This is a genomic window from Thioalkalivibrio sp. ALE23 (assembly GCF_000378545.1).
GTDB lineage: Bacteria > Pseudomonadota > Gammaproteobacteria > Ectothiorhodospirales > Ectothiorhodospiraceae > Thioalkalivibrio.
The window spans coordinates 444,908-463,900 of the sequence record NZ_KB900031.1 but is presented as its reverse complement, the minus strand read 5'-3'; the positions used below and the strand labels follow the sequence as shown (position 1 = coordinate 463,900).

The 18,993-nt window shown below is 69.7% G+C and carries 17 protein-coding genes and 2 pseudogenes; 7 read left to right on the top strand and 12 right to left on the bottom strand.

The features are described from left to right. Nucleotides 1–62 precede the first annotated feature (62 nt). Together F573_RS0102230 and F573_RS14160 are read right to left on the bottom strand one after the other, a co-directional pair. On the bottom strand, nucleotides 63–932 hold the full coding sequence (locus F573_RS0102230) for a universal stress protein (RefSeq protein ID WP_019021306.1): 870 nt from the start codon (nucleotides 930–932) through the stop codon (nucleotides 63–65). After that, nucleotides 925–3,370, bottom strand: a pseudogene (locus F573_RS14160) (Lon protease family protein). Before F573_RS14160 ends, F573_RS0102230 begins: the two are co-directional and overlap by 8 nt. 161 nt (nucleotides 3,371–3,531) lie before the next feature. On the opposite strand from F573_RS14160, the gene F573_RS14155 reads away from it, so the two are divergent. Next, nucleotides 3,532–3,789 carry a type II toxin-antitoxin system RelE/ParE family toxin gene (locus F573_RS14155; RefSeq protein WP_026300765.1) on the top strand — a complete coding sequence of 86 codons (258 nt, stop codon included), beginning with the start codon at nucleotides 3,532–3,534 and terminating at the stop codon, nucleotides 3,787–3,789. Continuing rightward, nucleotides 3,786–4,178 (top strand): helix-turn-helix domain-containing protein, encoded by a 393-nt coding sequence (locus F573_RS0102215; RefSeq protein WP_019021302.1) that lies wholly within the window; start codon nucleotides 3,786–3,788, stop codon nucleotides 4,176–4,178. Before F573_RS14155 ends, F573_RS0102215 begins: the two co-directional genes overlap by 4 nt. Before the next feature lie 235 nt (nucleotides 4,179–4,413). On the opposite strand, the gene pyk is transcribed toward F573_RS0102215, so the two are convergent. The 5 genes and pseudogenes from pyk to modA form a co-directional block, all read right to left on the bottom strand. Next, nucleotides 4,414–5,856 (bottom strand): pyruvate kinase, encoded by a 1,443-nt coding sequence (gene pyk / locus F573_RS0102210; protein WP_019021301.1) that lies wholly within the window; start codon nucleotides 5,854–5,856, stop codon nucleotides 4,414–4,416. A 115-nt stretch (nucleotides 5,857–5,971) separates the two neighbouring features. Beyond that, nucleotides 5,972–6,223, bottom strand: a pseudogene (locus tag F573_RS14735) (type II toxin-antitoxin system RelE/ParE family toxin); the annotation flags it as partial. Nucleotides 6,224–6,231: 8 nt separating this feature from the next. Then, the gene (gene modC, locus F573_RS0102205; protein WP_019021300.1) at nucleotides 6,232–7,338 is read right to left on the bottom strand and encodes a molybdenum ABC transporter ATP-binding protein; all 1,107 of its coding nucleotides are present in this window, start codon (nucleotides 7,336–7,338) and stop codon (nucleotides 6,232–6,234) included. Beyond that, entirely contained in the window at nucleotides 7,335–8,027 is a 693-nt protein-coding gene (modB, locus tag F573_RS0102200; protein WP_019021299.1) for a molybdate ABC transporter permease subunit, read from the bottom strand. The genes modC and modB overlap by 4 nt, the downstream gene beginning before the upstream one ends. A 4-nt stretch (nucleotides 8,028–8,031) precedes the next feature. Then, nucleotides 8,032–8,790, bottom strand: coding sequence for a molybdate ABC transporter substrate-binding protein (modA, locus tag F573_RS0102195; protein ID WP_026300764.1), 759 nt, complete (start codon nucleotides 8,788–8,790; stop codon nucleotides 8,032–8,034). Between the two features lie 268 nt (nucleotides 8,791–9,058). On the opposite strand from modA, the gene F573_RS0102190 reads away from it, so the two are divergent. Beyond that, nucleotides 9,059–9,493 carry a rhodanese-like domain-containing protein gene (locus F573_RS0102190; protein ID WP_019021297.1) on the top strand — a complete coding sequence of 145 codons (435 nt, stop codon included), beginning with the start codon at nucleotides 9,059–9,061 and terminating at the stop codon, nucleotides 9,491–9,493. Between the two features lie 169 nt (nucleotides 9,494–9,662). On the opposite strand, the gene F573_RS0102185 is transcribed toward F573_RS0102190, so the two are convergent. Then, a complete protein-coding gene (locus F573_RS0102185) occupies nucleotides 9,663–10,064 on the bottom strand; it encodes a winged helix-turn-helix domain-containing protein (RefSeq protein ID WP_019021296.1) in 402 nt (133 codons plus the stop codon). A 216-nt stretch (nucleotides 10,065–10,280) separates the two neighbouring features. Here F573_RS0102185 and hrpB point away from each other — a divergent pair, with 216 nt between their 5' ends. Together hrpB and F573_RS0102175 are read left to right on the top strand one after the other, a co-directional pair. Further along, complete coding sequence (hrpB, locus tag F573_RS0102180) at nucleotides 10,281–12,812, top strand: ATP-dependent helicase HrpB (RefSeq protein WP_026300763.1); 2,532 nt, start codon at nucleotides 10,281–10,283, stop codon at nucleotides 12,810–12,812. Nucleotides 12,813–12,921: 109 nt separating this feature from the next. Continuing rightward, a complete protein-coding gene (locus F573_RS0102175; RefSeq protein ID WP_018870091.1) occupies nucleotides 12,922–13,143 on the top strand; it encodes a hypothetical protein in 222 nt (73 codons plus the stop codon). A gap of 29 nt (nucleotides 13,144–13,172) precedes the next feature. Here F573_RS0102175 and F573_RS0102170 read toward each other — a convergent pair whose 3' ends face one another. Then, nucleotides 13,173–13,595, bottom strand: a complete 423-nt coding sequence (locus tag F573_RS0102170) for a DUF3617 family protein (protein ID WP_018946474.1) — start codon at nucleotides 13,593–13,595, stop codon at nucleotides 13,173–13,175. Between the two features lie 98 nt (nucleotides 13,596–13,693). On the opposite strand from F573_RS0102170, the gene F573_RS0102165 reads away from it, so the two are divergent. Continuing rightward, nucleotides 13,694–14,698: a matrixin family metalloprotease gene (locus F573_RS0102165; RefSeq protein WP_019021294.1), complete on the top strand. Its 1,005-nt coding sequence runs from the start codon at nucleotides 13,694–13,696 to the stop codon at nucleotides 14,696–14,698. Here the strand turns inward: F573_RS0102165 and F573_RS0102160 are convergent. Both F573_RS0102160 and F573_RS0102155 read right to left on the bottom strand, forming a co-directional pair. Further along, the gene (locus F573_RS0102160) at nucleotides 14,692–15,993 is read right to left on the bottom strand and encodes an OmpP1/FadL family transporter (RefSeq protein WP_019021293.1); all 1,302 of its coding nucleotides are present in this window, start codon (nucleotides 15,991–15,993) and stop codon (nucleotides 14,692–14,694) included. The two genes, F573_RS0102165 and F573_RS0102160, sit on opposite strands and share 7 nt — an antisense overlap. Before the next feature lie 89 nt (nucleotides 15,994–16,082). After that, nucleotides 16,083–16,286, bottom strand: a complete 204-nt coding sequence (locus tag F573_RS0102155) for a DUF3185 family protein (protein WP_019021292.1) — start codon at nucleotides 16,284–16,286, stop codon at nucleotides 16,083–16,085. A gap of 179 nt (nucleotides 16,287–16,465) precedes the next feature. On the opposite strand from F573_RS0102155, the gene mltF reads away from it, so the two are divergent. Beyond that, on the top strand, nucleotides 16,466–17,911 hold the full coding sequence (mltF, locus tag F573_RS0102150; protein WP_019021291.1) for a membrane-bound lytic murein transglycosylase MltF: 1,446 nt from the start codon (nucleotides 16,466–16,468) through the stop codon (nucleotides 17,909–17,911). Here mltF and F573_RS0102145 read toward each other — a convergent pair. Then, a complete protein-coding gene (locus tag F573_RS0102145; protein WP_038033118.1) occupies nucleotides 17,883–18,989 on the bottom strand; it encodes a DUF3524 domain-containing protein in 1,107 nt (368 codons plus the stop codon). The genes mltF and F573_RS0102145 overlap by 29 nt on opposite strands. Between the last annotated feature and the right edge of the window lie 4 nt (nucleotides 18,990–18,993).

Sequence of the window (18,993 nt, the reverse complement as noted above, 5' to 3'; positions counted from 1 at the left end):
TATCGCTGGTGAAACGGTCGCGAAGGGTAGCACGCGAGCGTGTACATGGATCAGTGTTTCCCTTAGGGGGTGATGGTAACCGGGGGCTCGAGGGCGCCGAGCAGGGCGTCGCCCTGCGGGCCGACCAGCAGCGGGCTTTCGCGGCCGAGCACCACTTCGGCCGCTGGCTGACGCTCCAGTGCGCGGAGCAGCTCGCGGGGAGTGCTCGAGCGCAGCGAGTGAACCCGGACCGGAGGGTCGGTGGCCGCGATCCACTCGCTCAAGCCCCGGTCCCGCTCCTGAGCGGCGTTAGGATCGTCCAGCGGGGTGAGCAGCACGGTCAGGGGGCGCCGTTGCTGGCGGGCCCGGGCGCGGGCGAAGGCGAGCGCATCGTGCGCGGTCTCCGGGGCATCGACCACCACCAGGACCGGGCTGTCGGGACGTGTCGGCCGGGTTCCGGTGAGGTGGACCCGTCCCGGGGCTTCATGGACCAGGCTGCGGGCGGTGGAGCCCAGGCGGTTGCCGGTCGCGGCCGACCATCCGATCTTGCCCAGCACGAGGAAATCACCGGGGGTGGTCAGCGCAAGCACCTCGCGGCGCACCGATCCGCGGCGGACCTCGAGCGAGCCGCGGATCCTTGCACGCGCGGCGGCCTGTTCGGCCGCACGGCGGAGGTGGGCGGCGCGCCGTCGCAGGCGGCTCTCCAGCGGGCCGGTTTCCAGCGGTCGCGGCTGCCCGGAGAGCGAACCGATCTCGCGGGTGAAGGGGTAGGCGGCGCTGCGCAGCAGATCGGCCTCCTCGACAAAGATCGCCTGCAGTTCGCCCTGCAGCGCGGCGGCAAGCGTGGCGGCGGCCTCGAGCGCGGCCTGGCTGGCACGCGAGGCGTCGAGCAGGACCAGGATGCGCCCGGCCCCCGCCGAAGGGGATGGCTGCGTGCCCGCGGGGTCAGTCATCGTCCTCGTCCCGAGGAACGGGTTCGGCGTCCTCCGCGCCCGCGTCGTCGTGCCGGCGATGCCGCGCAAGGCGGGCGAAGGTCGCCAGCCGGTCGGCGACCGCGCGGTTGAAGCTCTCCGCCGGGAACTCGCCATCGGCGTCCGCTTCCCCCGGGGGCATGTCGGCGAGCAGGGCAACGGCGTCGTCCACCGTGCGCAGCGGGTACACGCGGAAGCGGCCGGCGGCCACGGCTTCGCGCACGTCGCGGCGCAGCATCAGGTGCTCCACGTTGCTGGCGGGGATGAGCACGCCGTGGCCGTTCATCTCGCCCGCTTCCCGACAGACATCGAAGAACCCCTCGATCTTTTCGTTGACCCCGCCGACGGCCTGGACCTCGCCGTGCTGGTTGACCGAGCCGGTCACCGCCAGCGCCTGCTTCAGCGGGACCCGCGCGATGGCCGACAGCAGGGCACAGATCTCGGCGACCGAGGCGGAATCGCCCTCGATCCCGCCGTAGGACTGTTCGAAGGCGAGACTGGCCGACAGCGACAGCTCCGCATCCCCGGTGTAGCGGCTGGCGAGAAAGCGCGAGAGGATCATCACGCTCTTGCTGTGGATCGGTCCCGCCAGTCTGGCCTCGCGCTCGATGTCGATGACCTGGTCCTTGCCCGGCCGCGGTGATGCGCATGGGGCGTCCGAACAGGTGGCTGCCCAGCTGCATCACGGACAGGCCATTGACCTGGGCCGTCTGCCTGCCTTCCGTGGCGATCATCACCGTGCCGCGGCGGATCTGCTCCAGGCTGCGCCGCTGCACGCGTGCCGAGCGCTCGATGCGTTCCTCGATCGCGCGTTCGATGTGGGCGGCGCCGATGGTTTCGGCCTCCGCCTGACGCGCCCAGTGGTCGGCCTCCATCAGCAGGTCGCGCAGGGTGCGGTCATGGGCGGTGAGTTTCGTCTGGTCTCCGGCCAGACGGCTGGCGTGTTCGATGGTGCGGGCCACGGCACCGCGGTCCAGCGGGTGCAGTTCGTCGCGCCGCGCCATGCTGGCGAGCATGCGCGCGTACAGGGCGTAACCGGCCTCGCCGCGCTCGAGATCGTCCTCGAAGTCGGCCTCGACCTTGAACAGCTCGGCGAAGTCCGGGTCGTAATGCGACAGCAGGTAATACAGCAGACGGTCGCCCACCAGCACCACCTTGGGCGATACCGGGACCGGTTCGGGTTCCAGGCTGACCGTGCTGACCAGGCCGTAGAGCCGCTCCAGCGACTCGATACGGATCTCGCCGGAGAACAGCACGCGCTTCAGGCTGTCCCAGGCCATCGGCTGCATCAGTACCCGCCGGGCGTCGAGGATCAGATAGCCGCCGCTGGCATGGTGCAGGGCACCGGCGCGGATCAGCGAGAAGTCGGTGTACAGCGCGCCGTTGTGCACGTGGTGTTCAATCTGGCCGGTCAGATGCTGGTGATTGGGCAGGTCCTCGTAGATCACCGGCGCCCCTTCGGTTTCCGCATGGTCCACCAGCAGGTTGGCGCGAAAGCGGGCCAGCAGCGCGTCCGCGGGCGCGTGATCCTGCCCGCTCTGCCCATCCTGCCCGCCCTGTTCGTCGTGGCCGCCGCGGAAGATCTCCGCGTGTTCCACCACGTGGCCGTGGATGGCGTCGAGCTGTTGCACCACGCGTGGCAGGTGCGCCCACTTCTCCTTCAGGTCGTGAATCGGATCGCCGAGGGTCAGCTGCACCATGTCCTCGTTCAGCGAGTGGACCTTCTCCCGCAGTTCCTTGCGCAGGCGGGGTACCTGCTGGATGGCCTGCTGCAGCTGTTTCTGCAGTTCCTCGGCCTTCTGCTCGATGCGCTCGCGTTCTTCCTCCGGCAGCTTTTCGTATTCCTCGGGGTCCAGGACCTCGCCGTCACGCACGGGCGCGAAGGTGAAGCCGCTGGGGGTGCTCACCAGCTCGATGTCGTGCTTGTTGGCCTCCTCCTGGACCTCGCGGACGCCCTCGTTCTGGCGTTCGGACATCTCCTCCTGCAGTTCCCGCAGCCGCCCCTGGTATTCGTCGCTCTCGAAGGCGGCAGGGATGCTGGTGCGCATCTCCTCGACCAGATTCTCGAGATCATCGCGCAGCTGACGTCCTTCGCCGGCCGGCAGGCGAATCGCGTGGGGGCGTTCCGGCCGGTCGAAGTTGAAGACATGGCACCAGTCCGGCGGGACCGCCTCGCTGGCCGCGCGGCGGGCGAGAAAGCGGCGCACCAGGTCGTGCCGGTCGCTGCCCTCGGGGCCGAGCACGAACAGGTTGAAACCCGCGCTGCGCATGCCCGCACCGAATTCCAGCGCGCGCAGCAGCCGGTCCTGGCCACAGGGGAGTTCCAGTTCTTCCAGCTCTTCGGTGGTGTCGAACGCGAGCTGCTCCGGCGGGCAGCGATGGTAGGTCCGTTCCGCGTCCAGGGGTGTCGGTCGGGTCATGCCAGCTCTCCTTGATCCGTACCCCGGACCATAGCCGGATACCTGCCCCGGCGACAAAGGCCTGCGCCCCGGGGCCGGGGGTGCCCCTGGTTCGGATGGACGCCCGGGACGGGTCATTCGTTATGTTGCCTGTTGGTAAACCTTTTTCTACACTCTTCTTCGTGTACCGGTTGAACTACAAGAAGTCGGCACTCAAGTGCCTGGCGCGGATGCCGCGTGGAGAGCGCCAGCGCGTGACCGGGACGCTGAGCCGGCTGGCACGGGACCCGGACGAACCGGGACTGGATGTCAGACCACTGCAGGGGCGCGAAGGTTACCGTCTGCGCATCGGCCGGTGGAGGGTTCTGTTTCGTCGGCAGGATGACGATCTGGTCATTCTGGTGTTGGACGCAGGCGCACGAGGAGGCATCTACAAATGAGTGAAGCGGTTCAGATCATCGAACGCGACGGCAAACCCGAATATGCCGTGGTCCCGATCGACACCTATGAGCGCCTGGTGGCGAGCGCCGAAAAGGCCGAGGACATCCGGACTTTCGACCGCGCCATGGTCGAGCTGGAGCGTGGCGAGGACGAGGTGGTGCCGGAGGCGGTCGCGCAGCGGCTTCTGGCCGGGGACGAGCACCCGATGCGCGTCTGGCGTGAACATCGCGGGCTGACGCAGGAGGCGCTGGCGACGGCGGCGGGGGTGGGCAAGTCCTACATCTCCCAACTGGAAGCCGGTAGCAAGTCCGGTTCCGTGGATGCCATGCGTCGCATCGCCGCTATCCTCGAGGTCGACATCGAGGATCTGCTCCCGGTAGAGCCCTGAGGAACGGCGGCCTTTGGCGGCCCCGGGCGCTGACCGAATGCCGATCCGGGGACAACGCGGATACCCTGCTCAGGCGCGCCGACCGGGCGCTGTATTCGGCCAAGAACGACGGACGCGACCGGATCGAGGTGGTTGATCCGGAGACCGAGCCGGGGGCCTTTGCTCCGGACCCCGCTGTCCCGGCCGACACGTCGCGAAACGGGCCCGGTGAGGCCCGCTCAGGCCGGTAGCGGAATCAGCCTTCCCCGCGGAACGGACCCAGTTCCAGCAGCTCCAGGCGGTGATTGCCCGAGGGGTGCGGCTCGGAGGGGCCCTGGACGAGCAGGGCCAGGCCTTCGTTGATGCCGTTCTCCGCGAGCCACTGGTGCGCAAAGTCGTTCCAGTCGCTGCGGTCCTCGGCCACGGCCTCCGGCCGGACACCGTAGGAAAACTGCAGGCCCTGAGCGGTTTCGGGGTGCGGCGTAAAGGCCGCGATCCAGCAGGGCAGGCCCAGGCCGGCGATGCGTCGGGCGGTGGCGCCGCTGAGCGTGGGCACCAGCGTGACCTGCGGTCGGCTCCGGTGCGCGGTGTGGAACACGCTGCGCGCGATCAGGTCGGCGGCGCGCTCCTGCTCGGGCAGGTCGGGTTCATCAGGATGGTCGGTGCCCGCGGCCCCGTCGCGTTCCGGTTCGATCGAGCGGGCGATGGCCGCCAGCATCGCCACGGATTCCACCGGATAGCGCCCCATCGCGGACTCGCCGGAGAGCATCACGCAGTCGGTGCCGCCGAGGATGGCATTGGCCACGTCGGTGGCCTCGGCGCGCGTGGGCCGGCGCGAGTTCACCATCGACTCCAGCATCTGCGTGGCCGTGATCACCGGGCGGTTGTGTCGGTTGGCGCGGCGGGTGATGCGGCGCTGGGCCAGCGCGATGCTCGCGATCGGGATCTCCACCCCCAGATCCCCGCGCGCCACCATGATGCCGTCGGCCGTCTCGAGGATGCTGTCGAGCTGCTCCAGCGCGTCGGCGCGCTCGATCTTCGCGATGATGAAGGGGTTGTAGCCCAGATCCTCCGCGGCCTTGCGCACCGCCAGGATGTCCTCGCCGTCGACCACGAAGCTCTGGCTGACCGCGTCCACGCCATGTTCCGCCGCAAACCGCAGCCATTCGTGATCCTCCAGCGTGAAGGCGCGGATCCCGAGGTCGATGCCCGGCAGGTTCAGCCCCTTGCGCGAGCGCAGTTCCCCGCCGGTCTGCACGCGGCAGCTGACGTCGGGCCCGGCGACCGACTCCACCTCCAGCTCGATGTAGCCGTCGTTCAGAAACAGCGCATCGCCCGGCTGCACCGCCTCCGGCAACCCGGAGAACGACACGCTGACCCGCGAGGCGTCCCCGATGCACTCCTGCGTGGTCAGCGTGATGCCCTGACCCGGCTCCAGCTCGATCGGCTCCTCGGCCAGCTCGCCGATGCGCATCTTCGGCCCCGGCAGATCCCCGAGGATGGCCACACGGGTGCCGGTTTCCTGCGCCGCTTCGCGGATCTGAGCGATCAGACCGGCGTGACAGGCGGGGTCGCCATGCGAGAAGTTCAGCCGGACCACGTTCAGCCCGGCCTGCATCATCCGCCGCAGCGTCTCCGGAGAATCGGAGGCCGGCCCGACGGTGGCCACGATCTTGGTCTTCTGTGCGGGAAACGGCATGACAGGCCCTTGCCCGATCACTGCTACCGAGAGTAAACCGTCCGCGAAAGTCTGTCGCCACTGAGCCCGGCAGGCGTCCTCGCTTCGTGCCTGGTTGTTCGTTGGTCAGACGCCAGTTGCCGCTGACCCGGATGCTCCAGCGTCCCTTTGCAGTGCCCTTCAGTCGGTGCAGGTGGCACCCGGGAATATCCATGTCTTCGACCGTGGCCGCCGTATCCAGCGCTGCCAGCAGTATTCTCGGACGTCCTGCATGTCGAGGCTGTATGCCTGTCACGCTGCCTGACTCGTAGAAGCGGCGCAGTCCCTTGTGCCGACACGACTTGATCTTTGGCGAGCGCAGCGCATTGCGCGACACGCGATATATCATCGATTTGATCAGTCGAGAAAGGCGACGGCTTTGACGAGGGCGTGGGCGCGGGTGCCGGGTTGGAGGCGCAGGCGTTCGGCGGAGAGGCGGGTGAGTTCGGCCATCAGGGTCTGGCCGTCGTGCTGCCGGCAGATGGCGAGGATGCGCGCGTGACCGTGGTGGCCGGGGGCCTCGTCGAGGGACTCGATGGTGACCGGGACGATGTTGAGGACGGAGACGTCGTCGGGCGCGGAGAGGGCGAGGGCGACGTCGCGGGCATCGATGCGCAGGCGGGCCTGGCTCCCGGCGCCGTTGGTGGTGCCGGGGGTGGACGGTACGCGGTAGCGGGCCTCGGGCGGGCCGAAGGGGTGGAGGCCGTGTTCGTCGAGCGGGCCCAGTTCGCCCTGGAGGACGGAGACGGCGCCCTGTTCGCGGAACAGGGGGGAGTCGGCGCGGGCGAGGGCGTCGCGCAGGGGTTCCAGGCGTTCGAGCTGGCCGTCGTGCATGAAGGCGACGCGGGTGGCGAGGCGTTCGACCTCGTCCGGGGCGTGGGTGACGAGCAGGGTGGGGATGCCGGTCTCCTCGGACAGCCGCGCGAGGAAGGGCATGATCTCGCGCCGGGTCTGGGTGTCCAGGGCGTTCAGGGGTTCGTCGAGCAGCAGCAGGTCCGGGCTGGTGAGCAGGGCGCGGCCGAGGGCGACGCGCTGGCGCTGGCCGCCGGAGAGCGCCTCGGCGCGGCGCTCCAGCAGGTCGTCGATGCCGAGCAGGTCGGCGACCTCGTCCAGGTGCAGGCGGCGCAGGGGCGCCGGCGTGCGCTTGTAACCGTAGAGCAGGTTGCCGCGTACCGACAGGTGCGGCAGCAGGGTGGATTCCTGGAACACCAGGCCGACGCGGCGGCGGTGCAGCGGGACGAAGGTCTTGCCGGATTGCCAGGGGGTGGCGCCGAAGTGCACCTCGGCGCCGGGCGGGTGTTCCAGCCCCGCGATGATGCGCAGCAGTGTGGTCTTGCCGCAGCCGGAGCGGCCGAACAGGGCGGTGACGCCCTGCAGCGGGAAGGCGGTGTCCACGTCCAGGGTGAAGCCTGCGCGCTCCAGCCGCGCCTTGATCCGCAGGGTCTCGTCGATGGGGCCAGTCACAGGCGCACCGTGTCGAAGCGGCGGTTGATCGCGTAGACGATGAACAGCACGGCGAAGGCGAAGACCAGCAAGCCGAGGGACAGGCGGTGGGCGGCCTCGAAGTCCATGGCCTCGGCGTGGTCGTAGATCAGGATGGACAGCACCTGGGTCTCGCCAGGGATGGCGCCGCCCAGCATCAGGATCACGCCGAACTCGCCGAGGGTGTGGGCGAAGGCGAGGGTGGCGGCGACGATGAAGCCGCCGCGCGACATCGGCAGGATCACGGTGAAGAAGCGGTCCACCCGGCCGGCACCCAGCGAGCCGGCGATCTCGCTCGGCCGGCGGCCGAGGTTGGCGAAGGCCTGCTGCAGCGGCTGCACCGCGAACGGCAGGGAGTAGATCACCGAGGCGATCAGGATGCCCTGGAAGGTGAAGGCCAGGTGGTTGAGGCCCCAGCTCTCCAGTGTGCTGCCGACCGGGCCGGCCGGGCCCAGCAGGACCAATAGATAGAAGCCGAGCACGGTGGGCGGCAGCACCAGCGGCAGGGCCACCAGCGCCTGCACCGCGGTGCGCAGGCCGCCGGGGGCGCGGCCGTTGGCCAGCCACCAGGCGATGGGCGTGGCGATCACCAGCAGGATCAGCGTGGTGTAGATCGCCAGCTTGAGGGTGACCTCGATCGCCATCCAGTCCGTGGGGCTTAGCTCGAACATGGGGTCAGTCGGCTTCCGGTGTTTCGAAGCCGTGGCGTTCGAGGATCTCCCGCCCGGTGCCGGAGTGTATGAAGGTTGCGAAGCGTTCCGCCGCGGGGGCGTCCTGCCCCCGGCGGGTGGTCACGAAGGCCTTGAGCAGAGGCTTGTGCAGGTTGGCGTCGATCACCTGGTACGGGTGTTCGGCCAGATCCGGATGCATGGCCAGGGATAGGGCCACGAGCCCGGCATCCGCCCCGCCCGCCTGGACCATGCGCAGAGTCTGCCCAACGTTCTGCGCGGTCACCAGTTTCGGTTCCAGGGCCTCGCGGATAGACAGGTGTTCGAAGGCCTCCATCGCGGCAACACCATAGGGTGCATGCTGTGGCGAGGCGATGGCGACCCGACGAATGTCGTCATCGAGAATGGACTCGAGGGGGCGTTCGGAGACGTCCACGCGGTTGCTCCACAGGGCGAGGCGGCCCACGGCGAAAACAACGGGCTCGCCGCCGCTGTGGCCGGCCTCGTACAGTCGCTGGGGGTAACCGGTGTCGGCCGAGAAGAACAGGTCGAAGGGAGCGCCGTTGAGGATCTGGTTGGTCAGTCGGCCCGAAGCGCCGAAGCTGATACGGATCGTATCGTCCGGTTCTTGCTGGTGGTAGGCGTCGACGAGTTCCTCGAACGCGAATCGAAGGCTGGCGGCGGCAGCGACATCGGCGCGATCGCCGGCAACGGCGAAGCCGGGCAGAAGCAGGAGCAGGGTCAGGAAGAGGGCGCGCAGGTGCATCATCGGTCGTCCTTTTCGGTTTGTTCTTTCACGCACGGGGATGCTCGTGCTTTTTGCACGGGATCGGGCCACGGGTGGAGGATCCGGGTATCGGGTCGGCGGGGATTTTTGCATTCGCGTTATGTTTAATGAAACATAACGGGCTCGATGAACCCGGTCAAGCATCGGGCGGTCGGGCCCGGTGGCCGCAGGGGCCGGGGGACCGCCGGCCGGCCGTGCATTCCGGATCCGGGATGCCTCGATTCAGCGCCTTTTTGAAGGAGTGCGCATGAGTAACGAAACGAACGAACCGATGGACGAACCGCAGCTGGAGATCAGCGTGGATGCGTCGCGCGAGCTGGTGGATATCGGGCTGGCGGTACTGCTGGACATCCGCCAGCCGTTCGAGCTGGAGCTGGAAGGCGCGGTGGATGGTGCGGTATCGGTGCCGCTGTTCCGGCTGAAGCAGCTGCTGGGCAAGCATCTGTCGGAAGAAGAGCAGGAGCTGCTGGATGCGGACGAGCCGGACGAGCGGGACTTCCAGCACTTCCTGTCGCTGATCAACCAGCACCATGTGCGCCAGGATCAGATCCTGCTGTGCCTGTGCAACAGCGGGCGGCGCAGCCTGCGGGCGGCGCAGCTGCTGCGCGATCTGGGGTATGTACGCAGCCTGTCGGTGCGCGAGGGGTTTCGCGGGTGGCAGGCATCGGGGAAGGCGGATTGAGGATGGCGGGCGGTGGCCGATTTCGGCCCGGCCGGGGCCCTTGAGGGCGTCGGGGTGTTCGCGTGCGAGCACGCTCCCACATAGCCAGATAGCCAGATAGCCAGATAGCCAGATAGCCAGATAGCCAGATAGCCAGATAGCCAGATAGCCAGATAGCCAGATATGCGGGCTATTCGCTGTCGTCGCGGAGCAGCGGGCGCATGGCGTCGAGCTCGTCGCGGATGGCCTCGGCGGCGCGCTCCTCCATGCGGCGGTAGCGGGCGAGGACGTCTTCGCCCAGCGGCGTGACCCGCGCGCCGCCGCCCCGGGTGCCGCCGCGGGCGGTGTCCACCAGGGGTTCGCGGAAGCTGCGGTTCATGGTCTCCACCAGGTTCCAGGCCCGGCGATAGGACATGCCCATGTCACGCGCCGCACCGGAGATCGAACCCGCGCTCCGGATGGCCTCCAGCAGGCGTGCCTTGCCCGGTCCGAGGGCCGTCACCTCGCCCAGCAGGATCCGCAGGCGGGGCGTCGGGTCATGCCGGTTCTGGCTGTTGGGGACGCTGTCGGGGTTGTCGGGGTCGCTGCTCATGGCTGGCCATGGTCGAAATCTGCAGGGATGGTGCCGTGAAAGGACGCGGATTGCGAGGCATGTGCCGGGTACGGGGCCGGGATGGGCCCGGCGGGCGGCGCGGTGCGGCGGTATCTGCGAGACTGAGGACATGGTGAGCAAGCTTTCCAGATCGGCCCCGTTCCGCGTCGGCCGCGGCGTCCGCTGGCGGGTGGCCCGTTCGCGATGAGCGCGATGATGGCCCGTGAAGAAGCGGCGGCGCTGGAGGATCTGCTGGGCCCGCTGGATGCGGCGCTGTCCTCGCATGGGGCGGCGGTGCTGGTGGCCGAGCCCGGGGCGGGCAAGACCACGCGTGTGCCGCTGCATCTGGCCTTCGGGGATTCGCCCGGGCGCGTGGTGGTGCTGCAGCCGCGGCGTCTGGCCGCGCGCATGGCGGCTACGTTCATGGCCGGGCAGTGCGGCGAGGCCGTGGGGCAGACGGTGGGCTATCGCGTGCGCGACGCGCAGCAGGTGTCGGCGCAGACCCGGGTGGAGCTGGTCACCGACGGGATCTTCCTGCGCCGCATCCAGGCCGACCCGCTGCTCGAGGGCGTCGATACCCTGGTCTTCGATGAATTCCACCTGCGTCGGCCGGAGGCGGAGCTGGCGCTGGCCTTCGCGCTGCAGGTGCGCCGGCTGCTGCGCCCGGAGCTGCGCATCGTGGTGATGTCGGCCACGCTGGATGATGACGCGGTGGCGCGCCTGCTGGCCGGGGGCGGGGCAGAGGGCGGGGCCGACCCCGTGCCGGTCCTGCGGGCGCGCGGCCGGCAGTTTCCGGTGGACGTGCGGCATGCGCCGCCGGCGCCGGACGCGTCGCTGGCGGAAGCGGTGGCCGGAGCGGTGCGCGAGGCGCTGGCGGCCGAGAGCGGATCCCTGCTGGTCTTCCTGCCCGGGGAGCGCGAGATCCGCGAGGTGGCTGGGCGGCTGCAGGCGGGCGGGGACGCCGGCCTGGATACGCCGTCCGGTTATGCGCGGGTCGTGCCGCTGTTCGGTCGTCTCTCCGCGGAGGAGCAGGCGCGCGCGGTGCAGCCGGCCCCGGCGGGCGAACGCAAGGTGGTGCTGGCCACCGACATCGCCGAGACCAGCCTGACGATCGAAGGCGTGCGGGTGGTGGTGGATGCGGGGTTGGCCCGCGAGCCGCGCTTCGATGCGGCCACCGGGCTTTCGCGCCTGGTGACGGTGGCGGCCTCGAAGGCCGCGGCCGAACAGCGTGCCGGGCGTGCCGGACGCACCGAACCCGGCGTCGCGATCCGGCTGTGGGCGCGGGCGGAGGAGGTCGCCCGGCCGGATTACGCAACCCCGGGACTGCGCCAGGTGGACCTTCTGCCGCTGGCGCTGGAACTGGCGGGCTGGGGCGAGCCGGTGGCCGGGCTGGACTGGCTGGAACCGCCCCCGGCGCAGGGACTGGCCTCGGCGCAGGCGCTGCTCGGGGAACTGGGCGCGGTGGACGCTGCGGGGCGCATCACCGATCACGGGCGTGCGCTGCTGCGCCTTCCGACCCATCCGCGGCTGGGGCACATGCTGCTGCGTGCGCAGGAACGCGGGTGGTCGCGTCTGGCCTGTGAGCTGGCGGTGCTGGTGGAGGAACCCGGGCTGGTCGGGCCGCAGGCCCCGCTGGATCTGGAACTGAGGCTGGAGCGGGCGCGGCGCGCGGGCGGACGTGCCTGGCAGCGATCCCTGCGGCGTCTGGAACAGGGACTGGAAAGGGTCGCGGGTGCGGCCGAAGCCGGCGAAGCGGGGGTGGACGGGGCGATGGACGAGCCCGCCGCCCTCGGCGTGCTGGCCGCACTGGCCTGGCCGGAGCGCATCGCCCGGCGTCGTGGCGGCGCGGCCGGGCGTTTCGTGATGGGCAACGGCCGCGGCGCGGTGTTGCCGGAGCGCGAACGCCTGGCGCATGCGGAATTCCTGGTGGCGGTGGACTGCAGCGATGCCGAACGCGAGGCCCGCATCCGCTGCGCGGTGGCGCTGGATCCGGCGGTGCTGGAACGCGAGGCGCCGGAGCTGTTCCACCGCGAGACGCGCTGCGACTGGGTGGAGGACGGTGCGCGCCTGGAGAATGCGCGTATCCGCCGGGTCGGCACGCTGGTGATCGAACGGCAGATGATCGCGCTGGCGGATCCCGCCGACACCGTCGCCCCGTGGTGTGCACGGCTGCGCCGCGAGGGGCTGGAGCGGCTGCCGTGGGATACGGCGGCCAGTCAGCTCCGCGCCCGCATCCGCCTGCTGCACGAGGCGATGCCGGAGGCGGGGTTTCCGGATATGGGCGATGCCGCGCTGCTGGCGGATCTCGAGCAGTGGCTGGGCCCGTATCTCGCCGGGATCACGCGGCGGCGCGATCTGGAACGCCTTGATCTGGCGGCGATCCTGCGCGCGCGCCTCGACTGGGCGCAGCAGCAGCAACTGGAGCGCGAGGCGCCGGCGCGCATCGAGGTGCCGTCCGGTTCGGCCCACCGGGTCGACTACACCAGCGAGCCGCCGGTGCTGGCGGTCAAGCTGCAGGAGCTGTTCGGCCTGACCGACACCCCGACGGTCGCCGGTGGCCGCGTGGCGGTGATGCTGCATCTGCTGTCACCGGCCGGGCGCCCGGTACAGGTCACTCAGGATCTGAAGAGCTTCTGGGCGAACGGCTACCCGGAGGTGCGCCGCGAGCTGAAGGGGCGCTATCCGAAGCATCCGTGGCCGGAGGATCCGTGGAACGCGCCGGCGACCCGGCATGCGAAGCGGCGGTGATCGCGGGGACCTCTCCTCCGGGAGCCCGGCTCCGGATCGGGTCCACGATGCGGCGCGCGGCGTTCTCGGGTAGTGTCGCGTTCAGCACCACTGCGAGAAGATTCCCCCGATGCTGAAGTTCCTGACCGCGATCCTGATCCTGCTGTTCATCTGGTGGCGGGTGTCGCGCTGGCTGGAGGTCCGCCGCCGCCGGGCACGCGGCGAGGACATCTCCTACGAGGTGCGGATCAAGGGTTATCGGCCGATCACCATCCTCAGCGTGATCTTCCTGATCCTGTACGGGGGGTATGTCGTCTGGTACCTGCTGACGGAACATCTGGGACTGCTGTAGTCCGTTCGTCCCGCGGGTCGAGCCACGGCTCAGCAGTCCCCGATGCGCTCGCCCTCGATCTCCATGATGATCGTCATCGGGCCCATGGGGCTGTCGACGTCGGTGGTCATGGTGCCTTCGGAACGCGTTCCCATGAAGCGCATCTCGCCTTCCATGGTGGCGCGGCCGCCCTGCGGATCGGTGCAGGTCATGGCGAAGTCGGCGCCGTCGGAGCGGACGTCCACGTGATCCAGGGTGCATTCTTCCGGAACCTCGATGACGTCCTCGCCCTTTTCGATGTCTTCCTGCGTCACGCATTCGCGGGTGACTTCGACCTGGTCCTGCATCTGGGGCATGCCTTCGATGGTGGTCGTATGGGTGTACTCCCATTCGCCGGGTTCGATGTTGGGGGTCTCGGCCTGAGCGGCCACGGGCAGGGCCAGCAGGGCCAGCGGGATCAGGAATCGCAGCATGACGGTTCTCCGGATGCGGAAAAGGGCTTTCCCGATCCATCTTGCATGGGGGCCGGAGGTGTGGCAACTCTGCGTTTGGAGGGGACGAGGAGTACGCAATGACGGGACGCTGGTGGTTGCCGCTGATCGTTGTGCTGGTCGCGGCCGGAGCCTGGCGCGAGCTGGTGCAGGACGACGCGCGGGAGGCGGACGCCCCGGCCCCGGCCGCGTTCGCGGAGCATCCGGTTGCGCCGGGGTGCCGGCTCCCGGTGACCTTTCATCTCGATCGGGTCGACACGGCGTTCGGTCTGGAGGAACACGAAGTGCGCGCGGCCCTGCGCGATGCCCGCCGGATGTGGGAGGCGGTGACCGATGCCCGGCTGTTTCGCGAGCGGGCGGGCGAGGGCGTGGCCGTGCGGCTGGTGTTCGACGAGCGGCAGGCCGAGGCCCTGCGGCGCGAGCAGGTCCGCGCGGGGCTGGAAGAACGGTACGCGGAGATCGAGCGACGGCGCGAGCGTCTGGATCACGCGCGCTCCGCGCTGGAGGCGGACCTCCGTCGCCACGGGGAAGACCGCGAAGACCTGGCAGAGCGCCAGGCGGCTCACCGGCGCGACGTTTCCGCCTGGAATGCCGGCGAGGGGCGCCGCAGCGAGGCGCGTCGTGCGCGGCTGGAGCGCGAAGCGGAGGCCATCGAGCGCCAGCGGCGCGAGCTGAACCGCCGGGCCGAGCGGCTGGGCGAACGCCGTGATGAACTGGAGGACCGCCGGGCGGAGCTGGACGCGGCGATCGCGGACTACAACGCCCGTGCGGACGGCCACAACGAGCGTTCGCGCGGAGCGACCGGATTCAACGTGGGACTGTACGAACAGTCCGCCGACGGACGCGCCATCACGGTCTATCAGGCCGCCGACCGCGAACGGCTGACGCTGGTGCTGGCGCACGAGCTGGGCCATGCGCTGGGCATCAGCCATGTTGCGGATCCGGCGGCGGTGATGCACGCCAGTCTGGGTGCCGAGAATGCGGGGCGCGAGCGGCTCGCGGAGGCCGACCGGCGTGCGCTGGAACAGGCCTGCGACGTGACCACCGAGTCCACCGGGCCCACCGGGCCCGCACGGGGTCAGTAGCGGTAGCGCAGCCCTGCCGACAGGATGTTCACCCGCCCGCGGGTGCTGCCGCTGTATTCCACCGTGCCGGTGTCGAATTCGCGGGTCAGTTCGATGTCCTCGCTCGACACGTGGACGTAGGAGTAACCGAGGTCGACGCTCAGTCGTTCCGACGGATGCCAGGAGGCCCCCAGCGACAGCCAGGTGCGGTCGCCGTCCGGGGTTCGGGTCGAGCGATGGCTGTCGCGGGTGGGGGTGCGGTCGTACTGGATGCCGCCGCGCAGGGTCCAGGCCGGGTTGAGCTCGTATTCGGCCCCGATCGCCAGCGCGTAGCTGTTGCGATAGTCCTGCTCCAGCTCCTGTTCGGCCAGCGGGTGGTTGGACTCCACCGCGATCTCGTCGAAATTCGACCAGTTGAACCAGGTGTACTGCAGCAGCCCGGTCCAGCGTTCGTTGAAGCGATGGCTGAGCGCGGCGCTGGCGATGTCCGGGAGCTTGAGGTCGGCCTCGCCGGTGGCCACCACCGGCCCGGTCAGCGGCGGGCCGTTCTCCGGCATGGCGACGCGCGCCGTGCCCTTGAGCGTGTGGGTCACCCCGCTGCGATAGTGCAACCCGAGGCGAGTGGTGTCCGCGAGGTCGATCAGCACGCCGAGGTTGTACCCCACGTCCCAGCTGTCCCCTTCCAGGCGGTATTCGCCGTCGAGTGCCGGGTCCGGACCAATCGGGTCCGGGATGGCCGCACGCAGCGTGGCATCGGCGTACTGCAGGTCGATGCCACCGCCGACGGAGACCCGGTCGCTGACCTGCACGGCGATGCTGGGCTGCAGGTTGAGCACCCGCAGGTCGGTCTCCAGCGAGTCGTAGCGGGCGAAGAAATCGTCGTCGTACTCGCCCTTCAGTCCGAAATGGGTGCCCAGTCCGAAGCCCAGCCATACGCGATCCGACTGTGGCTCGGCCCAGTAGAAACTGGGCAGCGGGGTGGGGTCGTAGGGGTTGTCGCCCTCGCTGCCTTCCACGGGGAGCGTCTGGCCGTTCGCATTCGTGAAGCTCGAGCCGTCGTTGCGGGTGCTGGAGCGCGGGAACAGCAGATGCGCACCGGCCTGCACCTCGGCGCTTTCCAGGCGGGTCATGCCGGCGGGGTTGAAATAGATGGTGCTGGCGTCGGAGGCGATGGCGGCCTCGCCGGCATAGGCCCGGCCCAGGCCGGTGACCCCCTGTTCCTGCAGGTAGAAGCCGGCGGCCAGCACGGTGGCCGGGGCCAGACCGAGCGGCGCGGCGATGGCCGCGGCCGCGAGATGGCGTGGTCGAACAGGCATGGTTCCCCCTTCACACCCGTGACACGGATTCTCGTGATCCGACTGGCAGCCGAAGGTAGCGACCCCGCCGGCCGGATACAAGGGCCGGCTTAAATCAGCAGCAGGGCGAGCCCGATGGCGGCGGCCGCCGCGCCGCCACCGGCCAGCCCCAGGGTGCGGGTGGTGAAGCGGCCGATCACCGGGCGTGCCCGTTCGCGCCGGGTGAAGGCATCCTGCACGGCGACCAGCGCGGTAATGGCGCCGGCGACCAGCAGGATGATGCCAAAGATGTCCAGCAGTGGGGCGTATTCCATGTCGGTGTCCCTGGCGGCGGTCGAGGCTGCTTGGGTGGATCATCCGGGGCGGCTTCGGGTTCCGCACCCCAACCCTGATCATGTCGGGGTTGGTTGTGAACGGGGTCTCAGTGCTCGAAGGTAGCAATGACCATTCAGGATAGTGGGTTGTCAGGAGACAGCCAATCGGGAGGGATCTCATGTCGTCGATCTTGCTCAATCGTTCGCAGCACGCACGTCACTGGTTTCGGTCGGGCCTGATGGTCGCCGGCGCGGCCATACTGATGGCCTGCGGCCCCGGCGAAGGGCAGTCCGAGGTGCCCGGGGTGGAGGCGTCCGCGCTGGCACATCCGGAGGAAGCGGGCGAACTGGTGGTGGTCACCCGCAACGCACCCACCGCCTGGTTCTACGACCGCCATACCGAGACCGCGGGCCCCGAACACGATCTGGTGGAGGCGTTCGCCGACGCCCGCGGCTGGGACGTCGAGTGGCAGGTGGTGGATTCGGTCGATGCCGTGCTGCGGGCCCTCGCCTCGGGAGAGGTCCACATGGCCGCGGCCGGGCTCACGCACCTCGAGTCGCGCGATGCCGATTTCCTCCGCGGGCCGCAGCACACCGAGGTGACCGAGCAGGTCGTCTGTCATCGTGACCAGCGTCCGCAGCCGCAGACGGCCGCCGACCTGGACGGGATGGAGCTGGCGGTGAGTGCCAGCAGTGCCTACGTGGAAACGCTGCAGGCGCTGGAGGAGCCCGTGCCCTACCGTGCCGAGCCCGAGGGTACCGAGCGGCTGCTGGCGGCCGTGGAAGAGGGCCGGCTGGACTGCACCGTGGCGGATTCGCATATCGCCGAACTCAACCGGCGGATGTTCCCGCATCTGGAAGTGGCCTTCGACCTGAGTGACGTCCGCGCGATCGGCTGGTACCTGCACCCCGATTTCGAGGGGCTGGCCGCACAGGCGCGCGCCTGGATGGACACCGACGAGGGCACGCAGGCCCGCGCCCGGGTGGACGAGCTGTACTACGCCTATGTACCCGAATTCGATTTCGTCGACCTGCGCGCGCTGACCCGGCGCATCGACCAGCGGCTGCCGGACTTCCGGCCGGTGTTCGAGGAGGCCGCGGACGAGTACGAACTGCCCGCCGACCTGCTGGCCGCGCTGGCCTACCAGGAGTCGCACTGGGATCCGGAGGCCCGCAGTCCCACCGGGGTGCGCGGCCTGATGATGCTGACGCAGCGCACTGCGCAGGAGCTGGGGATCGAGGATCGCCTGGATCCGGAGCAGAGCATTCGCGGCGGCGCGCGTTACCTGCGTCAGATGCACGAGCGCCTGGATGAAGACATTCCGGAACCGGACCGCACCTATCTCGCGCTGGCCAGCTACAACATCGGCCGCGGGCATCTGCTGGACGCGCGGCGCCTGGCGCGCGAGCTGGGCCGTGATCCCGACCGCTGGGCGGACATGCGCGAGGTGCTGCCACTGCTGACCGAGGAGCGTTACTACAGCGACCTGCGTTACGGCTATGCGCGTGGCTACCAGCCGGTGTACTACGTCCAGCGCATCCGCAACTACCGCGACGTGATCCGGCCGGTGTTCGTCGAGGACGAATCGGCGCCGCTCACCGGGTCGCGAGTGGCGCTGGACTGAGCACGCTCCCGGTCAGGTCCTCCAGGGCCCGCGCCCAGGCCGGCAGCAGCGCGTCGGTTTCCAGCGCCGAGACGTCCACCGGTGGCGGCAGGCCGTCGGTCAGCCAGCTGTCCAGTCGCGCGGCCAGGGCCTCGGGGTCGCCGGCCGGATAGCGGTATTCGGGCGGATACTGCTCCGGGTAGCAAAGGGCGTCCGGGACCAGCGGACGCGCGCCGGCGCCGCTGGCCTCCAGCATCGACAGTCCCTGGAATTCGTGTGCGGTGGTGCTGACCACGATGCCCGCCCGCCGCAGCAGGGCGTCGTATTCCTCCCGCGGCTGGCGCCCGTCGGCCTCGATCCGTTCACCGAAACGCTGCCGGATGCGCTGCAGGGCGTCGGGGGGCGGTTCCGGACGCGGACCCAGCAGGGCCAGGCGGAAGTCCCGCCCGCGCGCGGCCAGTCTTTCCAGCGCCTCGGCGAAGAGTTCGGGGCGCTTGTCGTATTCCCAGCGATGGTTCCACAGGATCAGCCTCGGGTCGCGTTCCGGCGTGCCCCCGTCGGGTCGCCGCGGCGGCGCGACCGGGACCGGGAGTACGTGCGCCCGCTCGGCCAGGCGCTCGGGGACGCCGGGCGGGACGGCGTCGGGCATGCGCCGCAACAGGGCCCGCAGGCCGTCGAGGAAGGAATCGCGATTGAATGCGGAGTTGAATGCGATGCGCCCGGCGGACAGCGCGCCGTAGACCTGCACTATCTGCGGCTCGATGGAGCGCACCTGATGCTCGCCCACCGGGTAGGCGAACTGGTTTTCGTGGAAGTAGTACAGCGCGGGCAGGGCCGCCAGCGGCGGGTGCAGGCCCCGCAGCGTGGCCAGATCCACCATCGAGGTGGCGACGATCGCATCGGGGCGCACGCCTTCCAGCGCATCCAGCCACGAGATCGGGTTGCCGCGGATGCGCCAGCGGAAATGGCGCCCGGGCAGTTCGAAGCGCTGCCAGTCGATGCCGGGAAAGGCGGTCACCAGGGCGTCCGCCCACGCGGCATGGCTGTCGGCACGATAGGCCGACAGCAGCAGCACGCGTGGACGTATTTCCCGGTTCATTCGG